18 protein-coding genes and 1 tRNA gene are annotated in these 25,610 nt (G+C 45.0%); 9 read left to right on the top strand and 10 right to left on the bottom strand.

What is annotated here, in order from left to right; all coding sequences use genetic code 11:
* Positions 1-3 precede the first annotated feature (3 nt).
* The 4 genes from P2A85_RS26220 to P2A85_RS26205 form a co-directional block, all read right to left on the bottom strand.
* Complete coding sequence (locus tag P2A85_RS26220) at positions 4-270, bottom strand: hypothetical protein (RefSeq protein ID WP_377476260.1); 267 nt, start codon at positions 268-270, stop codon at positions 4-6.
* A 171-nt stretch (positions 271-441) separates the two neighbouring features.
* Positions 442-1,392 (bottom strand): PIN domain-containing protein, encoded by a 951-nt coding sequence (locus P2A85_RS26215; RefSeq protein WP_377476258.1) that lies wholly within the window; start codon positions 1,390-1,392, stop codon positions 442-444.
* 326 nt (positions 1,393-1,718) lie between these two features.
* Positions 1,719-3,323 (bottom strand): site-2 protease family protein, encoded by a 1,605-nt coding sequence (locus tag P2A85_RS26210; protein WP_377476257.1) that lies wholly within the window; start codon positions 3,321-3,323, stop codon positions 1,719-1,721.
* 303 nt (positions 3,324-3,626) lie between these two features.
* Positions 3,627-3,700: transfer RNA gene (locus P2A85_RS26205), tRNA-Arg, on the bottom strand.
* A 297-nt stretch (positions 3,701-3,997) separates the two neighbouring features.
* On the opposite strand from P2A85_RS26205, the gene P2A85_RS26200 reads away from it, so the two are divergent.
* From P2A85_RS26200 to P2A85_RS26190, 3 genes are all read left to right on the top strand, one after another.
* Positions 3,998-4,672 (top strand): Npun_F0813 family protein, encoded by a 675-nt coding sequence (locus P2A85_RS26200; protein WP_341737853.1) that lies wholly within the window; start codon positions 3,998-4,000, stop codon positions 4,670-4,672.
* A 389-nt stretch (positions 4,673-5,061) separates the two neighbouring features.
* The gene (locus P2A85_RS26195; RefSeq protein ID WP_377476256.1) at positions 5,062-6,126 is read left to right on the top strand and encodes a hypothetical protein; all 1,065 of its coding nucleotides are present in this window, start codon (positions 5,062-5,064) and stop codon (positions 6,124-6,126) included.
* 139 nt (positions 6,127-6,265) lie between these two features.
* Positions 6,266-7,093: a hypothetical protein gene (locus P2A85_RS26190; protein ID WP_377476255.1), complete on the top strand. Its 828-nt coding sequence runs from the start codon at positions 6,266-6,268 to the stop codon at positions 7,091-7,093.
* Between the two features lie 24 nt (positions 7,094-7,117).
* Here the strand turns inward: P2A85_RS26190 and P2A85_RS26185 are convergent, their stop codons facing one another.
* Complete coding sequence (locus P2A85_RS26185) at positions 7,118-7,375, bottom strand: LapA family protein (protein ID WP_340523932.1); 258 nt, start codon at positions 7,373-7,375, stop codon at positions 7,118-7,120.
* Positions 7,376-7,606: 231 nt separating this feature from the next.
* Positions 7,607-9,040: a phosphoglucomutase/phosphomannomutase family protein gene (locus tag P2A85_RS26180; RefSeq protein WP_377476254.1), complete on the bottom strand. Its 1,434-nt coding sequence runs from the start codon at positions 9,038-9,040 to the stop codon at positions 7,607-7,609.
* A 147-nt stretch (positions 9,041-9,187) separates the two neighbouring features.
* Here P2A85_RS26180 and P2A85_RS26175 point away from each other — a divergent pair, with 147 nt between their 5' ends.
* Positions 9,188-9,337, top strand: coding sequence for a hypothetical protein (locus P2A85_RS26175; RefSeq protein ID WP_371123864.1), 150 nt, complete (start codon positions 9,188-9,190; stop codon positions 9,335-9,337).
* A gap of 579 nt (positions 9,338-9,916) precedes the next feature.
* Positions 9,917-10,741, top strand: coding sequence for a hypothetical protein (locus P2A85_RS26170; RefSeq protein ID WP_377476253.1), 825 nt, complete (start codon positions 9,917-9,919; stop codon positions 10,739-10,741).
* 35 nt (positions 10,742-10,776) lie between these two features.
* Here the strand turns inward: P2A85_RS26170 and P2A85_RS26165 are convergent, their stop codons facing one another.
* The gene (locus P2A85_RS26165; protein WP_341730491.1) at positions 10,777-11,169 is read right to left on the bottom strand and encodes a DUF423 domain-containing protein; all 393 of its coding nucleotides are present in this window, start codon (positions 11,167-11,169) and stop codon (positions 10,777-10,779) included.
* Between the two features lie 289 nt (positions 11,170-11,458).
* Between P2A85_RS26165 and P2A85_RS26160 the strand changes: the two genes are divergently transcribed.
* Positions 11,459-13,117, top strand: coding sequence for a thioredoxin-like domain-containing protein (locus tag P2A85_RS26160; RefSeq protein ID WP_377476252.1), 1,659 nt, complete (start codon positions 11,459-11,461; stop codon positions 13,115-13,117).
* A gap of 276 nt (positions 13,118-13,393) precedes the next feature.
* Here P2A85_RS26160 and P2A85_RS26155 read toward each other — a convergent pair whose 3' ends face one another.
* Entirely contained in the window at positions 13,394-14,197 is an 804-nt protein-coding gene (locus tag P2A85_RS26155) for a circadian clock KaiB family protein (protein WP_377476250.1), read from the bottom strand.
* 68 nt (positions 14,198-14,265) lie between these two features.
* Positions 14,266-15,558 (bottom strand): type IV pilus twitching motility protein PilT, encoded by a 1,293-nt coding sequence (locus tag P2A85_RS26150; RefSeq protein ID WP_377476249.1) that lies wholly within the window; start codon positions 15,556-15,558, stop codon positions 14,266-14,268.
* Positions 15,559-15,620: 62 nt separating this feature from the next.
* On the opposite strand from P2A85_RS26150, the gene P2A85_RS26145 reads away from it, so the two are divergent.
* Positions 15,621-15,755: a hypothetical protein gene (locus tag P2A85_RS26145; RefSeq protein WP_377476247.1), complete on the top strand. Its 135-nt coding sequence runs from the start codon at positions 15,621-15,623 to the stop codon at positions 15,753-15,755.
* 111 nt (positions 15,756-15,866) lie between these two features.
* Positions 15,867-17,264, top strand: coding sequence for an amidase (locus P2A85_RS26140; protein WP_377476245.1), 1,398 nt, complete (start codon positions 15,867-15,869; stop codon positions 17,262-17,264).
* A gap of 523 nt (positions 17,265-17,787) precedes the next feature.
* Here the strand turns inward: P2A85_RS26140 and P2A85_RS26135 are convergent.
* Complete coding sequence (locus tag P2A85_RS26135; RefSeq protein ID WP_377476244.1) at positions 17,788-23,445, bottom strand: AAA family ATPase; 5,658 nt, start codon at positions 23,443-23,445, stop codon at positions 17,788-17,790.
* Between the two features lie 380 nt (positions 23,446-23,825).
* Between P2A85_RS26135 and P2A85_RS26130 the strand changes: the two genes are divergently transcribed.
* Positions 23,826-25,484 carry an alpha/beta hydrolase gene (locus tag P2A85_RS26130; protein ID WP_377476242.1) on the top strand — a complete coding sequence of 553 codons (1,659 nt, stop codon included), beginning with the start codon at positions 23,826-23,828 and terminating at the stop codon, positions 25,482-25,484.
* The last annotated feature ends 126 nt before the right edge of the window (positions 25,485-25,610 follow it).

Here is a 25,610-nt window from a genome sequence, read left to right as displayed (position 1 = left end):
AGTTTAATTCAAATTCTCTAGGGGAGCAGCCTTGATATCCTGCCACCAAACATAGACATAGGGCCATATCAATTTTTCATCTCCGACAGCATCTACTTTCACTGTCACTTCATAACGACCAATATGCGTGAGTTTCCCAAGTTTGCCATTCCACTGTAACCGATCGGGATTATCAGTGCTAATTTCTACCCTTTGATTCAAAAGTGGCAGCATCTCCTGGGAAGAACCATAAATCTGAAGGGAAGAAGAATAAAAAATATTAAAGCACATACCAAGCCAGCGGAAACTAATCCCAATCCACTTAATATATCATTCCACTTGAGCATTATGGAAACATCACTACATCTAGCCTGGATCTACGGTCAAAAAATCTCACTTTACGCAACTCTCCTATCGGTGATTGAGTGGGTGCTTAACTATTTGCTGCGGTCAGGATATCATTTACCGAGGATCGATCGACCTCACAAATTGCTGCAACGGCTTTGGTAGGGCAGGAACAAAAGTCTTTCTAAAACCTTTAACATCAAAAACGCGCCACAAAATACCAATCGCTACCATCAAGAAAAATAAGGCTCCCAAATAATTTATCGTGTTAGAAATAAAACTGTCACCCTTTTTTTTGGGAGCAGTAATGTGTTTCATGCGATAGACAGCCGGCACCATTTCTCTCGGTTCCTCCCGACTGCGAGGCGGCTTTCTCGGACGCGAACTGGAAGTAAGATTTTCAGTAAAAGGCGTTTTATTCGTTTTAACATAACTGCTAGCCGACTTCATTTCAAAATTGCTGCGCGTCCCTGTTAATTTACTAGCCGAAGACCCAGATTGGTTGATAGTATCTTCGTCAATTCTACTACGGCTCCGCTGATTTGATTTGCGTTCAGCCAGGGTTCGCATCAAAGTTTGCAATTGCTGAGTAGCCGCCGCTGGACGTTCCCCCTTCCTGGCCCAATTTAACATCATGGCCCCGGTAATGCCACAGAGATTTGTACTTCCTACAGAAGCTATGCGCTTGAGTAGAGGCTGGGTGTTGGAAACAAACACTACGAGTGCGTCTGGGCGTTCCTGAGCTAAGCCGTAAACGCACTGAGCCGTTGCTACGACTAGCATTGCTTGTGTGCTTTGATTTTTAATCGAAGGTTCTAGGGATCTGTGCGTTTCTTGAGCATCAGTTACAATCCAGCCACTGTCTGCAAAAAAGCGCATAAACTCCCTAGCTACTTGCTCTTGAGATTTTTCTACTGCTTTCCCTGTCAAATAATCTATTTCGTCATATACTACTTCCGGGAGATAGCAACTTCCCACTTTGGCATATTCTTGCCACACTTGGGTTCTGCCAGCCATCAAAACATCTGCATCAAAAGTTACCAATACAGGAGGAAGTTGATTAGCCATAACTTTACCCTAAATGCTTAGATAAGTGATTTTTACTCGATACATTAAGTTTAAACCAATTGTGAGATTTTCCATTAGTTTAGATAGTCCCCGACTTAAAATGTACGGGTGCATCTGTGTTTTGCAAATATATTCGTATGGGCTATAGCCATTACAAAATCGGGATGATCCCAAAGGTACGGGGATTGTAATTCATGGTTGATGTTGATTAAGAATCATGTTCGCAATCTTCAAATCTTCCTAGACAATCAAATCTTGAACTACGCACCAAGCTTGTTTAATTGCCCAGTCTTTACGTTGTCTTGGGATTTTAAGATGAAATTTACCTAGTTGCCAATGCCTAAACGCCCAGCTAAAGCTGGAGTCCACGGCAAAAGTATAGCAATCATCAGAAACAAAGCCAACAAACCCGATGCTGCACGAGCGTCGTCAGGTTCAGTTAGCTCGTTGAGCGATGGCCGCTCCAAATTCCGCTGTAAAATCAGAATCACCAGCGCCCAATACAGGGCTAAAGGATTAACTAAAGAAGCGATCGCTAATACCCCAAAAGTCACCAAAGTCGCGCGATTAGCAGTTTTCCGCCCGTAGATTGCTTGCACGATTCTACCGCCATCCAACTGTCCGGCTGGCATCAAATTAATCGCTGTAATCACCAAGCCCAACCAACCGATAACCACCAGAGGATGAACGTCCACAAGCTGCTGCTGCAAAGCGGAACCCAAAACCACTTTTGCCAAAGTTCCTACTAAAACCGAACCCTTAAAGAATTCTGCGGGAATTTGAAACAAACTGCCGGGGTGAGAAAGTAGCAAACCGACTACCAGCATTAATAGAGCAACTATTCCCCCGGCTGCTTCTCCCGCCATGGAGATGTCAAATAGCACTTTGCGGTTAGGTAGCAGGGACTCAAAACGATCGATCGCCCCAAAAGAACCTATTTGCCAAGTTGGTATAAAAAATGGCCAACTCAAGTTAATCTGATACCGATTTGCTACGACTCGGCGAGCAATTTCACGAGAACCTAAAACCGCCCAAATTCCTGATGCAATGGGTAAAACTTCTGGGTATCTCCCTGGCGAACTAAAGAAGTCAAAACCCCGGAGCAATCCACTGGTTTCTAATGTAGTAGCAATTGTTGCTAGGAGCAGCACCACTGCTAGGATTTTTTGAGATAGGGTACTTGGCTGGGGGTCGTTGTCGCTGGGTAGGATGATAACTACTGGTTTGTCGTCTTGATTTTCTACTAAAAACAGTCGGTAGCGCGAACCCAGTCTGGTTTGTAAACTTGCCGATAGCCGCGAGTGTACTTGTTCTGGATCTCCCCGCAGATTCCCTTTTAAAATCAACCCGTCTTGATAGGGAATTGTTTCTGTGGCAAAGAAAGTATCGATGCCAAAGATACCTTGAATTGCTTTTAAGTCTTCGGCAGGGACTGGAATGATTTCTAATGGATTAGTGTTGGGGGAGGAGGTTACAGTTTTAACTGGTTGTTTCGGGGGGTCTGGCTGGGACTCTGGGGCCCAATTGCCATCGCTGACAGACTTTTGTTCCCTAGTATCGGGAAGATCGGCGCGCGATCGTAACACTCTATCTCCCGCAGCCGATCGCAGTTCCCTGCCCAGATAAATGTACAATCCGGTTGATACTGCTAGCATCAACAATACCGCCACTAGATTTAGGTAAATGCCAGCAGAGAACAAACCAAAAAACAACAGCCAGGGAGTCATCAGCACTACTGACTGCAACCAAGCTAAAATCCCTAGTTTGCCTTCTTGTTTGGCGCGATAAAAACCCCTACCTAGGATTCCTACAGCAACTAATAGTAGGACAATAGTTGCCGTATTTTCCGATGTCATCATTGTTTCCATTCCTGTGGCTGGCGATAATAGTATTAAATTTGGGGGAATATAAAATAAAGTTGCTGCGAACATATCCAAGTATTTCAATAACTAGCCCGCTCAATAAGGATAACCTCTCAAGGGTACTGGCCCGACAACCTGTTTCTACTATCTTCAGTTGAGTTGATTTAACTATTGACAAATAAACTTTTGTATGGTAATGCCATAGATAAATTGTCCCAGGATGGTCGATCGGGGTCAACCAATTTGGGATTGGGGGTTGTCCTGAGTCAAATCATAGTCAAAGAGATAGAGGATGACCCAAAAATTAGTTAAAAACCGCGTGTGGAGGCACAGAATAATTTAAAAAGGTTGCTGTGTATAGGTTGTAGTTAACGGGTACGGTAGGACTCGAACCTACGGCTCGCTGCTTAGAAGGCAGCTACTCTATCCACCTGAGTTACGCACCCAAATCAAAAAAACAGAAATTTAGCTAGAATTTGGCTAACAGGAGTATTGTATCGTGACAGTGTGCGATCGGGCAAGTAAACATTTCATAAAAGTCTGAACAGACCGCCAAGCCAATAGCATGATAGTTAATTTACAATAAAAGCCGATCGCAGGACAAGAACTGAGGTAAGGTGTAGAGATGAGTTGGAATGCAGCTCAAAAACAACCGATCCAAATCGTCCACCAATAGAAATACTGGTCACAGACTATTATCAAGCACAGCACCTCGGCCATGACAGGAGTCAAATCGCAGTGTCATGTTTATTCTGAAACGGCAGGATGTTGAAATCACCAATTTTCAACATCCAAAACGGGATCAGCAAATCCCTATTCTCAATTATCAGGGGCAGACGTTCCGCCTAATCAGCGCTTTCAACGGCAAACAAGCTGAAGACGCTAGAGCCTTGTGGCGGGACTTAACCGACAACAAAGGCAAAGCCTGCGTTCTGCTGGAAGAGCCGGATAGATATAGCGTCTGGGGTAAGGTTCGTCTAGACCAGCTTGTCGCTGAAGAAGCGACAGGTAATGACGCAGCAAAACCACCCCTGTTCGCACAGGGTTGTTTACTGCTTCTCCAAGCTGTTTACTTTGATGTAGAAGACCTCCTAGGGGCAAGGCAAGCCACATCGTTTCAGAAAGATATCGCCAAGGTATTTCAACAGGGAAACTTCCCCCAGGCAGACTCCCCTGATGCGATCAAAAATTGGCTCACCGTTAGCCCCTTAAAAGGTCTGAAGCTACCCCCTTGGCAAGAGCAGCATCTTAAGACATTGTTACAAGAGCTGCACCGCTTGGGGAAATCATATTTTGGCAATACCGACTTTGCTGAGGGAGTGAGGGACGTGCTGGAAGATATGCCAACACAGGAGCGCAATCAGTTTATCGATTGGCTCAAACAATCCGCCCTCAACAAATTGTGGATCGCAGGCTAAAAATTTTAGACAATTGCTTAGACAATTGGGAAATACTGAAGACCGGGATCTAAATGCGGCAAAAAATATCGAAGGATGGTTTGCGGGAATTTTGATTCCGATTCCTTCGGAGCGAACGGCAAGCTCTGCCGAGATTGCTTGTGGAGTAGACTAATTTCTCTTGAGTCATCTGGAGACTACAAAGCAAGAAGTAAACAGCAAGCCTGTTCAGTTAACCCTGTTAAGGATTTGCATAGGTTTTACAGAGCAGCTTAGACAATTGCAGTGTAGGCGGTACGCGATATGTAGCTGGGATTGCCAACTTGTATTTGCGACCAAATTGTTAATTCGGTTTGGATGCCACCTACTCTCTGGCAATTGAACTGCTAGTTAGGTCTTTTGGAATCCCTATGAGTAGCACTTCAGAAAAGTCATCTACATCTGCATCTTTATTGTCAGCTCAGACCCTAGTCATTATAGGCATTGTCTGGGCTGTGATGGCGCTGCTGTTTTTTTTACTGTTCAGCGTTCCCCTGTCCCAAGAAGAGGGCTTGCCTCTTTGGTACTCGATCGGCACTTATATTTTTGAATGCGGGGCCTACCTCGGAGCAGCAATAGTGTGTTTTAGAAACTGGAAAAGTCCTCAAATGGCTAGCGGACGCAACGTCTGGCTGGGCATTGGTTTGGGGATGCTGTTCTACTTTATCGCAGGGCTGCTATTTGGCATTTGGGAGCTTTATTTTGAGGTCAGCCCCGATGTGTCCCCAGCAGATGCCTTCTATCTAGGCAGCTACGTGGTACTAATTGGCGGCATGGTGATAGCTGTTACTTCTAAACGGCTGAATCTAGAAATTTGGCAATGGGCTCTGTTGTCGGCAATAGCTGCCTTGGGTATTGCGATCGCTATCTGGGTGGCAGCACCTGACTCTTGGAGGGCACAGCTAGGACTCGCGCCGGCATCGACTCAGCAAGTAGTGACAGAAACTGCACCAAACTCAACTAAATCAAAAACGAAAGCTCCTGCTTTGAAAGACTCATCTACCTCACAGGCTAAAGGATCGACCTCCACTGTGGCTAAGTCGGCACCAGAGGAGACAGAAGCAGCAGAAACTAAAGCTCCTGCATGGGTGATGGCACTAGACAAGCAACTGTCACCCTATGCCTATGCCATCAATCTGTTTTACATTGTGGGGGACGTTTTTCTACTGATTATTGCCACAGCATTGCTGCTGGCATTTTGGGGAGGGCGTTTTTCTCAATCTTGGCGGATGATTGCTGCTGCAACTTTTTCGCTGTACATCGCAGATATGTACTTTAAATGGCGTGATACTCAGGCTGAGGGTAGTTATCAAAGTGGCAGTTTGCTGGAAGTATTTTTTGTTTTCAGCGCCATCTTGTTCGGCATAGGAGCTGTCCTAGAACATGACATCTCAACCCGTTCTCGCCAAAGCAGGCGCAGTAGGCGGGCTGCTTAAGCATTTGATATTTGAGGATTGTTGGCAAACTTTTTGGATACAAAAGCTTTGTAGCCCTGGCCAACATTTCTCAGATTCAAATTCAGTTCCTTGGCCTTTAGCCTGCCCTTGAACAAGTCTTTTTGCTGGAAAACTTGGCATGACGCCCACTAAACTCTCCGATTCAGATAAGCGCGAAATCATCAGGCTGTACCGACAGTCGGACGAGAATACCATCACTCTGGCAAAGCACTACGGGGTCAGCAGTTCTACAGTCAGACGCATTCTTCAGAGTGCTTTGTCTGAGCGGGAATACGAATCTTTAGTCCAGCAAAAACAAAAGCGTTTACCCGATCGCCCAATTATTTCTCAAGATACACCAATGAAATCAGATTTAGATGTTGCTGAAGCATCGGAAGTCTGGCACCACAGTCCTGTCGATCGCAGTGACTACATGGATATCACTGGGGAATTAAAGGTAATAGTGCCAGAAGAAGGAGTTCTGGGAGGGGAAGATTTTAGGGATTTCGACGAGGATGGGGATAATGTAGATGAGGATGAGGATGATTTAGATGACTTCGACAGCGAGGATCTCGATGAAGATGACTCTCTGTTAGAAGGAAGTTTGCTAGGTTTGCGATCGTCTGGTGACTCGTTCCAGCTTCGGGGACACACCCTGATTCAAATTTTACCTTTTAGCCACGCGCCTATTCCTAACATTTGTTATTTGGTAGTCGATCGATCTGGGGAATTAATTACTAGACCTTTGAAAGCATTTGGCGAACTGGGTCAAATTCCTCCCGAAGAATTTCGCGAGAAAACTTTGCCCGTTTTTGACAACCACCGAGTAGCTATGCGATTTGCGACTCGCCACCAAAGAGTTTTGAAGATTCCTGATGGCAAGATGCTACAAAAAACAGCACCTTATTTGCAAGCTAAGGGAATTACGAGGCTGTTGATTGACGGTCAGGTTTACTGCTCGATCTAACCTTTCTAATTTGAGCCAAAGTTATTAGATATCTTCCTCAAGTTCTGCTCTGTCAGTAACGGGTCCTGAAGCCGAAAGCATCCATAGCGGTTGGAGAATTGCACCTCCTAGGAGTCCCACACTCAGGCTGATAGCTAAGACTACTCCTACGGGCATTGGTATGGATTGGAACAAGGTAAAGTTTAGGGATACTGGCGTGGCGTTTTGGACTGAGATAATGCCGATCGCGCTGACCAAAATTGCGAGTAAAAAACTAATGGCGATTAAAGGAATTGTTTTCATAAAGTTGCTTTCATAAAGTTGTTTTCATATCAAATCCGTTGACATCGGATTTTCAAAGAAACCGGGTTTTTTGTGTCTAGGACTGTTTGTAAAAAACCCGGTTTCTATTACCCCATGGGTAAGTCCTCAATTAGTAAAGTGTGCAGCACACCTTGCAGCTATAGTTATTAGCTCAATCCTATCGTCCTCAAACCCCAGGGGTAAGGGGTCTGGGTGGGAAGAAATTGAAGTTTAAACAGGTTCTAGCTGAGAAATTACCTGTTTCATGTGGGCGGCGATTTTGGCTTCTTTTTCCACAGAATTTGTTTCCATGTAAACCCGCATCAAGGGTTCAGTCCCCGAAGGTCTTAAAAGTATCCAGCCGCCATCTTCCAGATAGAGTTTAATTCCGTCTTTGCGGCCGATTTCCTTGACGCCAATGCCAGCTACTTCCGAGGGTGGGTTATTAGTAAAAGAGGCTAAAACTGCTGCTTTGTGGGCATCATCGAGGTGCAAGTCAAGACGTTGGTTGTACAGGGGGCCGTCGGCTTCGCGGATGGCTTCTTCCACTAGCTGAGAAAGGGGTTTTCCTTCGTAGGCGATCGCCTCTGCGACCAGCATATCAGCCAAAATCCCATCTTTTTCGGGGATGTGCCCCAACACGCTCAAACCGCCGGATTCTTCGCCACCGATGAGTACCGCTGTTTCTCGCATTTTTTCGCCGATATATTTAAAACCCACGGCGGTTTCGTAGATTTTTAAACCATACTTGGCGGCCATATTGTCCAGCAAGTGGGTAGTGGCGACGGTACGGACGATCGCCCCTGTTAAGCCTTTATTCTTCACCAAGTGACGCGCTAAAAGCAACAGCACAGTGTTTGGAGTCAAGACATTGCCTAACTCATCCACAATCCCAAAGCGATCGCTGTCGCCATCTGTCGCCAAGCCCAAATCCGCGGCATCTTTCTTAACAGATTCTACCAACTCAACCAATTGTTCGCCCTTGGGTTCGGGCATTCCACCACCAAAGAGCACGTCGCGGTAGGTGTGAAAACTTTCCAAATCGCAACCGCAGTGTTCCAAAACCTCGTCTAGATAGCCACGAGAAGTCGAATAGAGGGCATCGTACTTGACTTTTAATTTAGCCGATCGAATCCGTTCTACATCGATCAAGGTATAGAGAAACTTGAGATATTCGGGTTTGGGATCGAAACTCGAAATTTTATCGTTGTGGCTGCCTTTGGCTGGGGCATCAGACGCACCAGCAATATTTGCGACAATGGTATCAGTAATTTCCGGGGTAGCCGGGCCGGCGTAGTCGGGGATGTATTTGATGCCGCAGTAAGGTGCGGGGTTGTGTGAAGCCGTGAACATCAGGGCTCCGGCGGAGTGTAAATGCTTGGCGCTGTAGGCAATAACTGGTGTGGGGCAATCGCGATCGACCAGTTTGACAGTCCACCCCAAATCTGCCAGTACCTCCGATGCAGTGCGGGCAAACTCGTCTGCCAGAAAACGGGTATCGTATGATACTAGCACTGGGCGGTCTTTGGTGTAAGCGGTTTCGAGATAACTGGCGATCGCCCGCGTCACTTTACGCACGTTAGCAAAAGTAAAGTCATGGGCAATCAGTCCCCGCCACCCGTCTGTTCCGAACTTGATTTCCGTTGAATTGGTGCTACTACTCATGTTCGCCACTCCTTTTGATTTTATCTGTAATTAATCGTACTAGAAGGCTATGCTGTCGAGGCCTATGGGCCGTGTACTTTTGCTATCCAGCGAGTACCTAGCTACTATAAGCTGCTACGCATCCTTATTTTCCATCGCCTCGGAAAGATGGCATCTGGACGCACGGGGGTGAAAAACCCGGTTGCTTCCTCAATATTTATCAAAAAAACGACTATTTTGGGAAGAAACCAGATTTTGTGCATCCAGGACTATTTAACAAACTTGCAACTATTTCTCGATCGCACAAATCTGATTTAAATTGATATAGCCTTTCGAGCGAAAGATGAGGTACGAGCGAGAATTGGTAATTGGTAATTGGTAATTGGTAATTGGTAATGCCCCATGCCTCATTACCCATTACCTAGTACCCACCTAACTGAGAAAGGCGATAATTTAAGTTTTTCTTTATAATAGCCTCACACAAAATATGTTATGATTTGTTAACAATTGGTTAACAATCAGCTCCGTAATCTAGTCAAAAACCAATTAAATTTCACCAGAATGGCGGAAGTTTGCCCTAGAGCTAATTAATGTATATAATTGTCAAAAACGGAGGCGATAGTGAATAATCTGTCACAGGTAAATTCAAAAAAATTACACACCACAGATCGAAATCAAAATAGACATACTCTACTGTCCCAAAGTATTGCCTGTTCAGACACTAACCAACTCTCGAAAGCTAATTCAGGCAGCATAAATTTTAATTCTTTAGCAGTCAACTGGTCAAAAAAATATTACAGTCTAGTAGTTGCCAGTAAAAACCAAACACGGGGTCTCATACTCCAAAATCCACTGTCAATACATAGACCAAAAAATAGATCCAAAATAGTTGAAAAATTGAGCGATACCCTGAAAGTAGCGAGCGAGATAGCTTGGAGGAAAGTAGAGGCTATTTTAGGAGAAGAAATAGAGTGTCATGGCATCGATTCTAGGTTAATTAATCCTGTAGAAATTGTATCAACTACTCGCCAATTGTATAGTAAAGCAATAGACGCTTACGGCGATCTAGAATCGGTTTCCCGTTTGTCCGTGTTGGTGGGAAGACCTATTATTGAACTGAGGCGGAAATATTCACAACTCGATCCGTTAGTTCTAGGATTTGTGACCTTGGAGTTTCAATTAACCCAAAAAATTTTGTTGGGATGTCTTTCGGAGTTAGAGCGGACGCAATTTTCACCGTACTTAAAAATTGTAGATGATTACCTGCACATTCCCTACGGTGAGATTAACCAGGCTGCTGCGAATCTCCCCACGAATTCACAAGCCCTATTAGCCGTACAGCACTTGTTGCCACATACGACTCAGATTGCTAATGCGGTGTACCATCGCACTACTTCGCACCATCAAGGATATCGTAGTAGTAGCGGGTATTTAACCGATGAGGATGTAAAAATTTCTGGAATTCGGGATATTGAGATTTTTCAAAATTATTTATGCTGGTGCGTTTTGGAAGATAGTTTTCGCCCGGTACAGCAAGAATTATTTCCAATTTGCGTGATGTTATATCCCAAACTTCATGTAAGCTGGGAATTGGTGCAGGATATGTTGTTGATTTTGTTTTGGGAAATATCCGATCGCCTTGCTGCTGAAGATTTAATCGTATTTTTACCTTATTTGCGTACTGTGACAGAGATGTTTTCGAGTGATGTATTTGAAAATTAGGGAATGGGGTATTGGTAATGGGTAATTGCAATTCTCTATTTAAAATTCCAAGCGGCAATTGCTAAACATACCCAACCGACAATATAAGCAACTCCTCCCAAGGGGGTAATTGCGCCCAGTAATTTGATGTTAGTTAGACTGAGGGCGTACAAACTGCCTGAAAAAATTAATGTACCGACAATAAAAGCCCATCCCGAAACTGCAAAAAAGGTTTGAGATGCCTCGGCACGGCTCAAGATTAATGCAACAAATAATAAAGCCAGGGCGTGATACATTTGATAGCGGGCACCTGTCTCAAAAATTTCTAAAGATCGATCGCTTAATTTGTCTTTTAAAGCGTGAGAGGCAAAAGCCCCACCAGCGACGGATAAACCTCCGAATAGGGCTGCGGTTGCAAGGAAGATGCGCGTTAAGATTAGTGATGACATTATTTAATCATGAATAGCTGTCTAGTTAATTTTAGGGTGCTGTGGGGATGGTCGATCGAGAAATCAGTTTTTTTAACATCACACCTCTGGCATAATTAGTGTGGAACAGGCTGATAGCCTGTTTTTGACTGTTTTTTTAGGAGATGTCTATCTGACTGCCTAAACCACGGAGTTTCCAGGAGTAGGAGTGCTTCCAGGGCTGTGTGATGCGCTTTTCCCCCATCCTCCCAAAATTCTCGCTAAATTAAAGAAGTGTAAAAACTACTCAGGCACTACCAAGGAGATATCTATGCCTCGCGTCAGAGCACCAGAATTCCCCACGAATTACCCATGGTTAAACACCGACAAACCCCTCTCCATCGAATCCCTCAAAGGCCGCGTCGTCATCCTTGACTTCTGGACATACTGCTGCATCAATTGCTTGCACGTCCTCCCAGACTTAAAATACCTCGAACAAAAATACCCTGATTCCCTCACGGTGATCGGCGTTCATTCTGCCAAATTTGATAATGAAAAGGAAGTGGAAAATATCCGCCAAGCTATCCTCCGCTACGACATTGAACATCCCGTAATCGTAGACAGCGAGATGACAATTTGGCAAAATTATGCTGTTCGCGCTTGGCCAACTTTAATGGTAATCGATCCAGAAAGTTATGTCATCGGTTACGTTTCTGGTGAAGGCAATCGAGAAGCACTTGATGAGTTAGTTGGTAAATTAATTGAGGAATACAAAGAGAAAAATGCTATCAACTTTGAAGCACTCAGTTTCAGCTTAGAAAAACAGCGCAAACCTCTGTCCACACCTCTGGCTTTTCCTGGTAAAGTGCTGGCATTTGCAATTACGGCAACTGAGGCAAAACAGCTTCATCAACATGAGGCTCTTTTGGGAGAAATGACGGAAAATAGTGAATGTCTAGACGAAATTGTAGAACCAGGACCTGCGAATTCAGTCATACAAAGCTTAGTCGGTTCTTGCTTGTTTATTGCAGATTCAGGACACCATAGGATTGTGGTCAGCACCATCGAAGGTGAGGTTCTGCACGTCATCGGTACTGGGAAACCGGGTTTAACTGATGGTAACTTTGAAGAAGCGGAGTTTTTTGCTCCCCAAGGAATGGCTTTTGATGCAGAAAGTCAAATTCTTTATGTTGCTGATACCGAAAATCACGCTCTTAGAACAATTGATTTTACTAATGGGCAAGTCAAAACTATTGCTGGTAACGGTGAACAAAGTCACGAAATTGTACCGCAGAGCGGTAAGGCTTTAGAAATACATTTGAATTCGCCTTGGGATTTGGAAAGAGTTGGACATAGGCTGTTTATTGCAATGGCGGGCTCGCACCAAATTTGGGAAATGAATTTAGATACGGGAATTATTGGTATTTATGCGGGTAATGGGCGAGAATCCTGTGTTGATGGGAATCTGGCAGAATCTGCTTTTTCTCAGCCCAGTGGGCTGGCTACGGATCGATTGGAGTTGTTTGTGGCTGATAGCGAAATTAGTTCGATTAGGGCGATCGGCATTGATGAAAATCCACAAGTGCGAACAGTTTGTGGTAGTGGTGACTTGTTTGGTTTTGGCGATCTAGATGGTCGTGCTGATGAGGTAAGATTGCAGCACTGTTTGGGTGTGGAATACGCTCAAAATTATCTTTGGATTGCTGATACTTACAATCACAAAATTAAGCGCATAGACCACCGGAGCGGAATATGCAGAACTATGATAGGAGATGGTACTGCCGGTCATGTTGATGGTCAAGGTATCAGTGTTCGCTTGTTTGAACCTTCAGGATTAAGCGCGATCGGACCTCATTTGTTTATTGCTGATACAAATAATCATGCTATTCGTTTAGTTGAGTTAAATACTCTGGAAGTGAAAACTTTGGATTTCCCTGGTTTGTGCGCTCCTGATGTTTGTGTTCCCGATCGCGCCTTTGGCAATACCTGAGTGCTGGGTAAACCCCTCTAACAATTATACTAAGTTTGTAGTGAGGAATTTATAGCAGTCGCCAAGGCCATTTATATTGTTTCCGGTTGCATCGTCAGGTGATTTAACCTTACTAGAACGCAGAGAACACAGAGGGAGATAAGAGAGATGAATACAGGACGATGCTACCGGATTTGATATTAGTCATTGCTCCCTTCGACTCCGCTCAGGGAGCAATGACTAAAGCACATTAACAGCCTTGGCGGTTGCTATATCAGTCCCGATCGGGAGAAAAACTTAAAATTCGGAAGAACTGAGCAATCGCATGATTTTTTCCACATCGTTCAACTCTCCCACAATACGTCTGACAGGTTTTGGCCAAACTTTAATCAAAGTAGGAGTAGCAGAAATCTGATCTTTTTCGGCTTGTTCGGGATGCTTAAAAACGTCAATTACTTTTAAGGTATAGGGATAGTGCAGGGCTTTTTCTAACAATTGGTGTACGGTTTCGAGAGTTCGTTCCGTATTAGCATTGTTGCCGGAAACAAACAACCGCAGCACATAGCCTTGAGTTTCGGCGTGTTCGGTAAGTGCAGTGGGTAGAGGAATCTGGGTTTGCTGTGGCTTTGGGAATCGGGAAAGAGGTACCATGCCGGCACTGCGTTCTTCCGATCGAGATTCTGCGTTCTTCCAATGTATAACTAGGTCATGATTCTCCCAAAGTTCGGGGAATTGTTGGTGATAAGTAGCGATCGCCATGGGTTCACACATTTCTTCCACACGGGGGTGCCAAACCAAATCACCAGTCTCAAAAACCGCATTTAGCAGCGTTTGGTGTCGCATCACAGGTGGGTAGGCTTCAGCGGCAATTCGCAACTGCCGATCGCGCGGATCTAGCCAACAGTCAACAGTAGCGGTGTAGCAAGGCACCAAAAAATGTGGTGGTTCCGACAAACCAAGTATGGACTGTAGGGCTACGCACAATTGCAAGTGCCACCTAGTTTGCTTGCATGAGTCTATGCAGTAGATTAAATCTCCACCAGGTGTAAAAAGTGCAATCCCTTTGAAAATTTGGGGCAAGGGTGGGCGATCGGCTTTCAATGAAGTACACCAATAACAGTTAACAATTAACAATTAACAGTTAACAGTTAACTGTTAATTCTCGATTTTTAAACTCGACCTCGAAGCATTTGGGCCATTTCGTTAGGAGATGGGGACTGTTCGAGACAAATCTCCTCGGTGACACGACCCTCTTGATATAGCCCGTAAAGACACTTATTCATCGTCGTCATACCCTCATAGGTATCTTTGATCATGATTTGGTTAATTTCTTCACTCTGCCCCTTCATGATGTATTCCTTAACCACGTCAGTATTGATCAGAATGTCGTGGTAGGCTGCCCGCTTGCCATCTGTGGTTTTGCAGAGCATTTGAGCGATGATTGCCAATAGAGATTCAGCCATCGAAACCCGTAGAGCCGGTTGCTCTTCGGAATTGAACATATCCAGAATCCGGTTCAGGGTTTTGACAGCGCTGTTGGTGTGCAGCGTCCCCGCTACCAAGTGACCCGTTTGGGCAGCTTTCAGGGCGATTTCCACTGTTTCTCTGTCGCGAATTTCCCCTACTAGCATCATGTCGGGGTCTTGTCGCAGAGCCCCTTTCAGGGCGTTGATAAACTTGAGGGTGTGTCGGCCCACTTCCCGGTGCTTGATCAAAGATTTTCGACTGGTGTGTACAAATTCTACAGGGTCTTCGATGGTAATAATGTGGTGAGAATTATTTTTGTTGATGTAATCAATCATGGCAGCCATCGTGGTGGACTTACCGGAGCCCGTGGGCCCTGTCACCAAAATTAGACCTTTGTGATAGCCACATATTTTCCGAAACACCTCTGGTAGCTTCAATTGCTCCATTGTCAAAATTTCGGCCGGGATGAGCCGCAATACCATAGCAGGGCCGGCCAAAGAGTCAAAGGCGCTGATCCGAATGCGGACGAAACCAAAGTCGAAAGCGCCGTCAAAGTCTAGGTTTTTCTGGAAGTAGGCAATTTCTTCATCAGTCATGCACTCCCGCAGCCAACCCATGAAGACATCTAAATCAGTTAGGGGATAGCCCGCATCAGTAATTTCACCGCGCTTGCGGAAGCGGGGGATCTCGTTGACTCCCAAGTGCAAGTCAGAAATGCCTTCTTCTTTGGCTCGCAGAACGAGTTCTCTCAAACTCGGCTGTCCATTGTTTCCTGAGCTGGACTCTTTGGATGGCGCAAAGGATTGGGGGGCTGGTGCAGCCGGAGGCGGGGCGGATGCTGGCGCAGGAGGAGGCGATGGTGGCGCTGGTGGTGGTGCTGGTGGCAATCCTCCGGTTTTGGGAATGCCGGGAGCTGGAGGGCGGGGTGGCATACCTGGGGGGGGTGGAGCACCTGGTACGGGGGGGCGAGGAGCTGGCGGACGCTGTTGTGTCATATGCGCTACCTAAATGTTGGCGAAAAGGCTTAGTTGAGCGAATGATTTGTGGAAGTGGGGGAATGTTAAACGCGATTTTGCGTGTCTTCAACAAAAGCTTAACTTTTCACATTAGTCTATCTCAAGAGGGAGCAAAACAGCGTTATCCCAACGGAAATTTTATTCGCTACATCCTATACCGATCGCGATCGGTATAGGATAAACAATAGATTTTTTGAGTCTGTTGAGAATTTTTTTAGGTCTAGAGTTGTCACTGCGCCCGCAGTATAAATTATTACCTATATTTGTATTGAAAGGATTGGAATCTAATGAATTCTGTTGATGTGGCTTTTACTCCAGCTCTGGAATTGGCGAAGTCGATCCGCGATCGAGAGGTGTCCCCCCTGGAACTTGTCAATATTTACTTGGAACGGATCGATCGCCTAAACCCCAAACTAGGCAGTTATTTTACAGTCACAGCCGATCGGGCTCAAGCCCTAGCCAAAGCTCAAACCGAACAACTAGCTGGCTTCAACAAATCACAAGAATTACCACCATTCTTCGGAGTGCCGATCGCCATTAAAGATTTGACACCTGTTACCGGTATTCCCTGTACCTATGGCACCCAGGCTCTTATCGATAATATCTCAGCCTACGACGAGTCAGTAGTATGGCGGATCAAAGCAGCCGGATTTAACATTCTGGGGAAAACAGCAACTTCTCAAATTGGCTCATTACCTTACACCGAACCCCCTGGTTTCCGCCCAGCGCGCAATCCCTGGAACCGAGACTACACGCCAGGAGGTTCCAGTGGTGGCTCAGCGGCGGCTGTAGCAGCAGGTTTATGCGCGATCGCCCAAGGTTCAGACGGCGGCGGTTCAGTTCGAGGCCCCGCTTCCTGCTGCGGTTTAGTAGGCATTAAACCCTCGCGGGGACGAGTTTCCTGGGCCCCTGTCGGAGATTATCTGAGTGGCATTTCTGCCAACGGCCCTCTAGCCCGTACAGTCACAGATGCAGCCGCCCTTTTGGATGTCATGTCTGGCTACACCACCGGCGATCCTTATTGGCTTCCAGATCCAAATCCCACGTTTTTAGAGTCAGCAAGTCAAAAGTTAGGCAAGTTGCGAATTGCTTTTTCCACCTCTGTTTTCCCTGTGGGCGAGGCTTCGGATGTATGTCAACAAGCGGTGTTCGATACCGTAAAATTACTGACTGATTTAGGTCACGATGTCGAACCTGGATGCCCAGATTTTACAGGTTTGATCGAGCCGTTTACAGCCATTTGGCAGACTGGAGCGGCTGCAAGTGGCATTCCAGCCTCTGTTTTGCAACCGATGAATCGCTGGCTGTTGGAAAGAGCTATTTCGGCTGGGGAATATTTGCGGGCTGTGCATCAAATCCAGGTAGTTTCACGGCGGATTGTGGGATTCTTTGAAAAATTTGATGTGTTAGTTTTGCCGACTTATATGCACTCGCCGATTCAGATTGGTGAGTGGGCGGATTTGAGTTGTGAAGAAACTTTGGCTAATATTATTAATTGGATTGCTCCTTGTCCACCGTTTAATGCTAGTGGCCAACCGGCGATCGCACTTCCGGCTATTTTAGATAGTAACGGTTTGCCTGTGGGGATTCAAATTATCGGCCGGCCAGCGGCGGAAGCTACTTTAATTGCTTTGGCGGCGCAGATGGAAGCGGCGAAACCCTTCCCGGTTTTGGATTTTAAGTGAGTTTTAATATCAAATCCGTTATACCAATTTAATGTGAAGTTGCACATATTCCGATCCCCCTCGCATCCCCCTTAAGAAGGGGGACTTTGATTGGACTCTTGTCCCCCCCTTCTTAAGGGGGGTTAGGGGGGATCGAATTCTATGCAGCTTCATAAAAAATTGGTATTAGCCTTGGAATTGTTAGTTGCTGAAATTAGGACACGACAGTGTCCATTGGTGTCAACTTAAGCTGTCAGCCCGCCCCGTGTCCGTTAGTCATTCATCAAGTCCTAAGCGGGGTTGAAACCCCTGTCTAATAGCGAAAGTCCTCTCAAAGAGGACTGAAGAGAAGAATCTCAACTCATTAGTCCTCTTTTAGAGGACTGTCTTCTTTGAGACAGGGGTTTAAACCCCGCTTAGGACTATCGGTTTGACGTTAAGTTGACACCAATGGACAGTGTCGTGTCCCTACGGTATTATTTGCGGCGGCAGGGAAACGGCAGTGCCGTATCCTCTATATCATTCCGGCGCAGCCGGAAACGATTTAACTAATCGAGTCCGAGATCGGAATTTCAATTACAAACTCGGTTCCTGCTCCCGGTGTTGAGTTACATTTAAGTGTGCCTCCGTGCTTTTCGGCGACAATCGAGTGCGAAATAGATAATCCCAATCCGGTACCTTTTCCGGCTGGTTTTGTGGTAAAGAATGGTTCCAGCAATTTCGATCGCACTTCTGGTGTCATCCCACACCCATTGTCAGCAATTGAGATGGCGAGTGTCGTACCTTCCTGAATACAAGTGCGAATCTCGATCGTATTGGGGCAACTTTCTATCTCATCATAAGTGCGATCGGCATTAGATTCATTCAAAGCATCGATCGCATTTCCCAGCAAATTCATAAATACCTGATTCAGTTGTCCGCTATAACACTTAACTAAAGGCAAATCGCCGTATTTTTTAATAACTTGAATTGCGGGGCGATCGGGTTGAGCTTTCAAGCGGTGCTGCAAAATCATCAACGTGCTGTCAATTCCAGCGTGAATGTCGGCTGCTTTTTTCTCAGTACCGTCAATTCGCGAAAAGTTCCGCAGCGATTGCATGATCTCGCGAATGCGATCGGTTCCTAGCTTCATCGAAGCCAGCATTTTCGGCAAATCTGCGATCAGATAATCAAGATTGATTTCGGCGGCTGCTTCGACAATTTCCGCTACTGGATTCGGATAGTGTTCCTGATAAAGATTCACAAAATTAATCAAGTCATTAATATTTGCGACGGCGTAGTGGAGATTGCCAGAAATAAAGCCAACAGGGTTATTGACTTCGTGAGCAACTCCTGCTACCAACTGTCCCAAACTAGAGATTTTTTCCGTTTGCACGAGTTGAGCTTGAGTTTGCTGCAATTTGTGCAAAGATTGTTCGAGTAGCTGGGATTTTTCTTGCTCTCTGGCGTAGAGTTGGGCATTTTCTACAGCAATGGCAACTTGCGCGGTTAACAAATTTAAAATTTGCAATCTCTCAGCAGTAAATGCACTGACAGCTAAGTTATTTTCGAGGTAAATTATGCCCGTAAGATGACCTTTATTGACGATAGGCGCACACAAAATTGATTTTGGTTGGTTGCTGACAATGTACGCATCTGTGTTAAATAAAGTCTCCGATGTCGCATCATGCAAAACCAGATTTTTCTGGGTTCTGGCAACATAGTTAACAGCCGAAATTGGCAAATCCTGGCTGTTTTCCACAGGAATAGATTGCAAAACAGTGGCTTGTTGTTTTTCGGCGGTGCAGGTAGCTTCTATCAATAGCCTATCCCCTTTGAACAGCATCAACACTGCTTTTTGAGCGGCGGCATTCTCTAACAATATTGTGATTAAGCTAGCTAGCAATTTGTCCAATACAATTTCGCTGGTAATGGCTTGAGATGCTTTGATAAAAGTACCTACATCTAAGGCATTTCCCAAACTGCTATTAGTAGTAGTTGTCGTAGCGATCGCACTGACATTGCTACTTTTAGGTGGTTGGTTGAGGGTTTGGGCAACTAATTGCGGATATCTGGCTTCTAAATCTTTAACTTTCGCGATCGCTCCCCAGCGAATATAACCGTAGTAGGCTTCTGTGAGATAAACTAGAGCAATTTTATCTTTATTGCAAGAGTAATAAAACTCGGCTGCTAGTTCGTTTGCTAGGGCTTCTTCTTGGGTGTATCCCTGCTCTTTTGCTCCTTCAATAGCTCGGTCATAATACTCTCCTGCCGCCCAATTCTTACCATGAATTCTGGCTTTTTCAGCCTCAACGAGGTCGTACTTGTGCTGGTAATTCATGGGGGCATGGTGGGCCCATTTCTGCATTTTTTCTTGGTTCGCCACCACTTGCATCAAGTATTGTTGTTGTTGTTCGCTGTCAGCAGTTGGGTACACAGCTAAGAGTGCTAGGGAATAGTAAAAATTGTGGGTGCCGATCATCATAAAGCCAACTGCTGCTTTTGCATATTCTGCTGCTAAAGATGCGCTAGCCAGGGCTTGCTCCGATTCTTTAAACAAGTAAGAAAGCAGCATTTTAGCAAAATAAACTGTAAAAAGTGACATATAATTGTTAGTGGCTTGCAACCGAGGCAAGCTTTCGACTTCATTAAATCTGTCACCTATTAACTGAGATTTGCTCTCGGATTTCCCGATCAGGTTTAAAATAATTTGTCCCCAAATCGATAGCAATTCACTCGATATATTTTGTTTGAGTTTGAGCGATAATTCGAGGTACTTTATTTGTTTAAAATTGACATTTTCCAGAGGTTCTCCAATCAAAAACGGGCCAGAACAACAGTTCAAAGCATTATAACTGCTAAATTCTAAATCTCCTGTTTCTAAACCGCTTTGAATCCCCTCCATTAAAGGTGGAATTGTTTCTCTAGCGTGTTCTTTCCAGTGGCGGACAAAAGTGTTAAACAAGTGGTAGACTTTGCACTTAAATTCTTTAGCATTGAATTGCTCTAATAACTTTAATGATAGCTTTCCAGCATGATATCCCGCGTCTATCTCTCCTAAGGCCCCAGCCAGTAGCAAGCCATACCAACTATAGGCGATCGCCCCAAGCGCTGAATGACCATATTTAACACAAAGATCCACCATTGTGAAGATGATCTGCGGGAATAATTCTGGTTTTCCAGCAAAAGCAGGAGTAAGAATAACCGAAAGTATCCGCATTGTGGCTAACTGATATTCATCAGTCATTACTGGAATATTGTCTAGTTCCTCAAGTTGAGGTAACTTGATTCCAGCCAGCCCCTCTGGGGGGATTTCCGACAGGAAAAATCCCAATATTTCCAATGCTCTTAAACCAGTATCGATGGCTTTTAGCATCTGGTTTTGAGACATATAAGACTGGATTTGGATTTCGTAGACCTTAATTTTGTCGAGTACACTAACAGCTTGTGCCAAAACCACATCGGCTAAATATTGCGATCGCTCAAAGTTAGTATTGAGATATTCTGCTTCGGTTGCTGCTACATAAAGATTCAGCGTCAACTGATAATCAGTCTGCCAACTATCAGCCGCCAACAATTCTAAACCCGCATTCAAATACCTGAGGGCGGCTTCGTAAGCGTTTGATGCTTTGGCTTTTTTGCCAGCTATGAGATTGAGTTTTGCCAGTTCATCTTTTTCTGTTTTTTCGGTGATGAATTCAACGCCGATATTCAGTTGGTTGACAATATCAAAGACATTTTCTGCGAGCTCAGATGCCGTAGGGGCGGAGCCCCCGCGGTCAGTGAGCGAAGTCGAACTGTGCCCGCCATTTTGTAGCAGCAGTTGACCGATTTTTAGGTGAGTTGCTTTCTTGTCGCTGTCGGGGATGAGAGAGTAAGCTGCTTGCTGTACTCTATCGTGCAGGAATTTGTAGGAAATTTGCGATCGCGAATCAGCAAGCAGCCGGAAATCACCCAATTCCCAGTCTCCAACTAAGGGGATTTTGTAAGCATCGTTCAAGGGGAGGACTAATCCGCTTTGCAGTGCGGGCCAGAGTTCGCTAGCTGTCACAGTAGGTGATTCTTTGCTGACAACAGACAAAACATCTAGAGTAAATATGTTGCCGATGCAAGCAGCCAATTTTAAAATTTGTTGAGTCGTTTCCGGCAGTTTTTCGATGCGACTGGCTATTAGTTCTACTACGTTTTTGTCGGTAATTCCGATCGCCTGAATTTCCTCTAAATTCCACTGCCAATTGCCGCTGTCAAATTCAAATCTTAACAGTTTTTCTTGATACAGTGCTTGCAGGAGTTGCGTTAAGAAAAATGGATTTCCACCAGTTTTATTAAAGATCAACTCAGCTAGTAGCTTCACTTTTTTCTCGTTCCCAAGCTCAGCCTGGGAATGAAGATATAGAGGCTCTGCCTCGTCAATTCTGGAGGCATAGCCTCCGGTTTCTGCGTTACCAGTCTCTGCCTGGAAACGAGATAATTCTCGTGTTTCAGCGTCATTTTGAGAGATGCCGATGGTATCAGTTATTAACTCGTTGACATTGCGAAAATCTAACGGTTGCAGGACAATATTGTGAATAGGAGTGCCTGTTTTTTCTATTTCGGCGATCGCGTGCACCAGCGGATGAGTCGGAGAAACTTCGTTATCGCGATATGCTCCAATCAACAGCAAATGTAGGCTTTCAGCATCGCTAACCAGCAGTTGCATTAAATTCAGCGATGCGACATCTGCCCACTGCAAATCGTCTAAAAAGATGGCGAGGGGATGTTCTTTCGTAGTAAAGACGCTGATAAATTTTTTGAAGATTTGGTTAAAGCGATTTTGAGTTTCTGCCGGCCCTAGTTGCGGTACTTCTGGCTGTTTGCCAATAATTAGCTCAACTTCAGGAATTACCCCAGCAATTACCTTACCTTGCTCGCCCAAAGCTGCTGATATTTTTTGTCGCCAAGTTTCCAGTTTGTCTGTATTTTCTGTCAGTAACTGCCAGATTAAAGACTGAAAAGCTTGAATCAAAGCTGCATAGGGAATGTCGCGCTTAAATTGGTCGAATTTGCCCTTGACAAAATAACCTCGCTGCCGGACAATCGGCTTATGAATTTCATTGACGATCGCGGTTTTGCCAATGCCGGAGTAACCGGAAACTAATACTATTTCGATCCCTCCTGCCCTGCTTAAAAAGGGCAAGGCTGTTTCATTTTTTGTAGGGGCAAACCCCCCGTGGTTGCCCAGATAGCCCACACGCCCATTCGATGATTGGTGGGGGGGTAGGCACGGGGGCACTACCCCTACCCTTTCAAAAGCAGCAAGCAAGCAATCGACTTCTACTTCTCGCCCGTAAAGTTTTTGAGGTATTAGCAGTTGTCCCGATCTATCTAATTGTCCCGGTGTAAAGTTGACAATTTCTCCAACCTGTTGTAGTGAATTAAAACAATTTTCTAAATCGGCTTTCAGCCCTTGGGCAGTTTGATACCTATCTTCAGCATTTTTCTCTAAGAGCTTCATGACAATATCGGAAATAACTTGAGGATTCTCTGGATTTAATTTTTCGGGAGGTATCGGTTGTTTGGCGATGTGACAGTGCACAATTTCTAAAATATCGCTGTTGTTAAAAGGTAATTTACCTGTCAGCATTTCGTAAAATGTGACACCTAGGGAATAAAAGTCTGTGCGATAATCTAAGGTGCGATTCATTCTCCCGGTTTGTTCGGGAGACATATAAGCGACAGTACCTTCTACTAAGTTGATGTTGTTGAGTTGCGGGTTTTCTTTTCTGAGGCGGGAAGCAACGCTGAAGTCGGTAATCTTGACGGTTCCTGTGGCTGAATTGATGATAATATTGGATGGTTTTATGTCTTTGTGAATGATGCTGTTTCTGTGCAGCGATTTGAGTGTTGATGCTAGTTGAATGGCGATGTTTAAAAAAGCTGGCAAGTCAAGTTTTGTTGATATTATTTGGCTGAGGGCATCTCCGCCAAAGTCTTCTAAAATCAGGGCGAGTCGGTTTTGATATGTTTCGAGGCTGTAGACTTTGACGATTCCTTGAATCTGCAAATTTTCAGTGATTTTATATTCGTGTTTTAAGCGGGTAATTTGTTCTAGGGTGGGAAATTCTGCCTTGAGAATTTTGATGATTACTGGTTGTTCGTCTGAGTTTCTAATGCCACGGTAGACGCTGGTATTGAAGCCTTCAGAAATTGAGGCGCTGATGCGGTAGCCCGGAAGTATTTGCATAGCCGTTCAAGTGGTGAATGTGAGACGTGTACGATCGAGCTTGTTATCTTACCTGAATCAGACCGGCCAAGTAAGCTGGGAGTATCAATTATAACTGATTACTGACAGTGGCAGGATAAAGTCTATCTCAAAAAGTATTACTTATAGTATAATAAGTAATACTTTTTTATGCTAGTTTGAGATTTAGAGGAAAGATTTTACTGTTGCCGTAGAAACGTTAGTAGGTAAAGTCTGTAAGGTAAAATTTCATTTTGAGGTCGCTACAGTTGGAGGGTGGTGCTATTGGGTTCGATCGAGAAAAAGTCATAATTTGGCAGAATTAAGAAAACTTTTGAGAGTATCCTGATTGTATATATATTAACAATTGCGATCGAGTAAAAATGAGCAACAAATTAGGATGTAAGTGGTTGTCGTCCCTGGCAAGTATGATTAGCATTATCGCCATGAGCACTTTCAGTGGCACTTTTGCCCCCGCACAAGCGGCCGAAACGGTTGTGGTTCGCAAAGGTTTTTTAGAATCTTCCATATCGGTGGCGGATTTGCGATCCCTTGTGGAAACCGGGAAAGTCCCGGATGGCCTTCAAAGTTACGCCAATCTCCTCTCGTCTGAACAAAGGAGTCAAATTTTTGGAGCTCTCAAAACCAAAATTCCGCTGAATGTAGTCGGCCTCAGCAGCTTGCTGAATACTCGCGTTGGTACTGCGATTCTCGCAGATCTCACCACTGTCATACCCAGGCGCGATGGTGCGGGCGTCGAAGCGTTGCGCGCAGCTTTAGTTTTGGGGGCGAATAAACCAGAAGGCTTGTCGGTATTGAGTTTTATTGAAAATTATCCGGGGCGACGGGTAGTAGTGGATCTCGATCGCGCTTTTGCAGTTTTGGCAAATTTAAATACTGGTTTCTGGCAAACTCAGCGGTTTATGGCCGCGATCGCACCTCAGTTAGGAGCTAATAAATCTACGCTGAATCTGCCTTTTGATGCCATTCAAGCCGGCCCGAATGCAGTGCAGGTGTTAAAACTCAATTTAAATGATACTGCGCGCGATCGGCGTATTCCCGTTGATGTTTATTGGTCAAAGGCGGCGACAGCCGACAAGCCGACGATCGTGTTTTCTCACGGTTTGGGTTCTGTGCGTACAGATTTGCGCTATTTAGCCGAACATTTAGCGTCTCACGGCTATGTGGTAGCAGCTTTGGAACATCCCGGAAGCAATGAAGCCAACACTAATGCTGCGATTGTTGGTCAATCGCGGTTGATAGCTCCTCAAGAGTTTTTGAACCGTCCCAAGGATATCAGTTTTGTGCTCGATGAATTGGCAAAATTGAACAAAACGGATGTTAATTTGCAGGGAAAAATTGCGATCGACAAATCCATGGTAATTGGATATTCCTTCGGTGGCGCAACTGCTTTGTCCTTAGCCGGGGCCGAGATGCAATTGGGCCGTCTTAAACAGCGGTGTCAGGCGGATTTGATTACTTTAAGTTTGGGCGAAGGGATTCAGTGCGCGGCGGCCGGATTACCAGAGGAACGCTATCAATTACGTGACCAGAGAATTAAAAGGGCGATCGCCATGAATCCTACGACTTCTTTATTATTTGGAGAAACAGGTTTAAGTAAGATAGAAATTCCCACATTAATAGTTGCTGCTTCTGCGGATAAAACCACCCCGGCTTTGGTCGAACAAATTGTCGGATTTCCCCAAATCCCCTCTCCCAAATGGCTAGTTGGGTTTGTGGGCGCAACGCATTTAAGTGTGAAAGACCCCAGCACAACTTTAGATCAAGTTGGTAAGCCGAGTACAGTGATTACCGGTGATGAAGTAGTCGGCGACAAAGCTGTTAGTATTCGCAACTATATTAAAGCTGTAAGTTTGGCGATGGCGGCTCAAATGACGGCGGATGCTGATAAGTATGCAGTTTTTTTAACACCAGATTATGCCCAATTTGCTTCTACACCAGCACTTCCGGTGCGATTGGTGACAGAGATTCCCCCGGAAGCTAATGCAATTGTAAAAAGTTTTATGGAGCAGAATAAATAGGGCCTAGGGAACTTCTGCTTTGCAAATATATTCCTAGGGGCGAAGCATGACCGCTGTAAATCTCTGGTTATCACTAATAAATTGTCTGCGGTCATGCTTCGCCTATGCAAAATCGGGATGCTCCCA

It is taken from the genome of Microcoleus anatoxicus (assembly GCF_042465725.1).
GTDB lineage: Bacteria > Cyanobacteriota > Cyanobacteriia > Cyanobacteriales > Microcoleaceae > Microcoleus > Microcoleus anatoxicus.
Note: the sequence above shows the minus strand (reverse complement) of the source record. Positions and strands in the feature narration are given on the sequence as shown.

Coding starts and splice junctions, on each gene's coding strand:
- P2A85_RS26220 (WP_377476260.1), bottom strand. CDS start 270: ATGTGCTTTAATATTTTTTATTCTTCTTCCCTTCAGATTTATGGTTCT.
- P2A85_RS26215 (WP_377476258.1), bottom strand. CDS start 1,392: ATGGCTAATCAACTTCCTCCTGTATTGGTAACTTTTGATGCAGATGTT.
- P2A85_RS26210 (WP_377476257.1), bottom strand. CDS start 3,323: ATGTTCGCAGCAACTTTATTTTATATTCCCCCAAATTTAATACTATTA.
- P2A85_RS26200 (WP_341737853.1), top strand. CDS start 3,998: ATGTTTATTCTGAAACGGCAGGATGTTGAAATCACCAATTTTCAACAT.
- P2A85_RS26195 (WP_377476256.1), top strand. CDS start 5,062: ATGAGTAGCACTTCAGAAAAGTCATCTACATCTGCATCTTTATTGTCA.
- P2A85_RS26190 (WP_377476255.1), top strand. CDS start 6,266: ATGACGCCCACTAAACTCTCCGATTCAGATAAGCGCGAAATCATCAGG.
- P2A85_RS26185 (WP_340523932.1), bottom strand. CDS start 7,375: ATGAAAACAATTCCTTTAATCGCCATTAGTTTTTTACTCGCAATTTTG.
- P2A85_RS26180 (WP_377476254.1), bottom strand. CDS start 9,040: ATGAGTAGTAGCACCAATTCAACGGAAATCAAGTTCGGAACAGACGGG.
- P2A85_RS26175 (WP_371123864.1), top strand. CDS start 9,188: ATGGCATCTGGACGCACGGGGGTGAAAAACCCGGTTGCTTCCTCAATA.
- P2A85_RS26165 (WP_341730491.1), bottom strand. CDS start 11,169: ATGTCATCACTAATCTTAACGCGCATCTTCCTTGCAACCGCAGCCCTA.
- P2A85_RS26160 (WP_377476252.1), top strand. CDS start 11,459: ATGCCTCGCGTCAGAGCACCAGAATTCCCCACGAATTACCCATGGTTA.
- P2A85_RS26150 (WP_377476249.1), bottom strand. CDS start 15,558: ATGACACAACAGCGTCCGCCAGCTCCTCGCCCCCCCGTACCAGGTGCT.
- P2A85_RS26145 (WP_377476247.1), top strand. CDS start 15,621: ATGTTAAACGCGATTTTGCGTGTCTTCAACAAAAGCTTAACTTTTCAC.
- P2A85_RS26140 (WP_377476245.1), top strand. CDS start 15,867: ATGAATTCTGTTGATGTGGCTTTTACTCCAGCTCTGGAATTGGCGAAG.
- P2A85_RS26135 (WP_377476244.1), bottom strand. CDS start 23,445: ATGCAAATACTTCCGGGCTACCGCATCAGCGCCTCAATTTCTGAAGGC.
- P2A85_RS26130 (WP_377476242.1), top strand. CDS start 23,826: ATGAGCAACAAATTAGGATGTAAGTGGTTGTCGTCCCTGGCAAGTATG.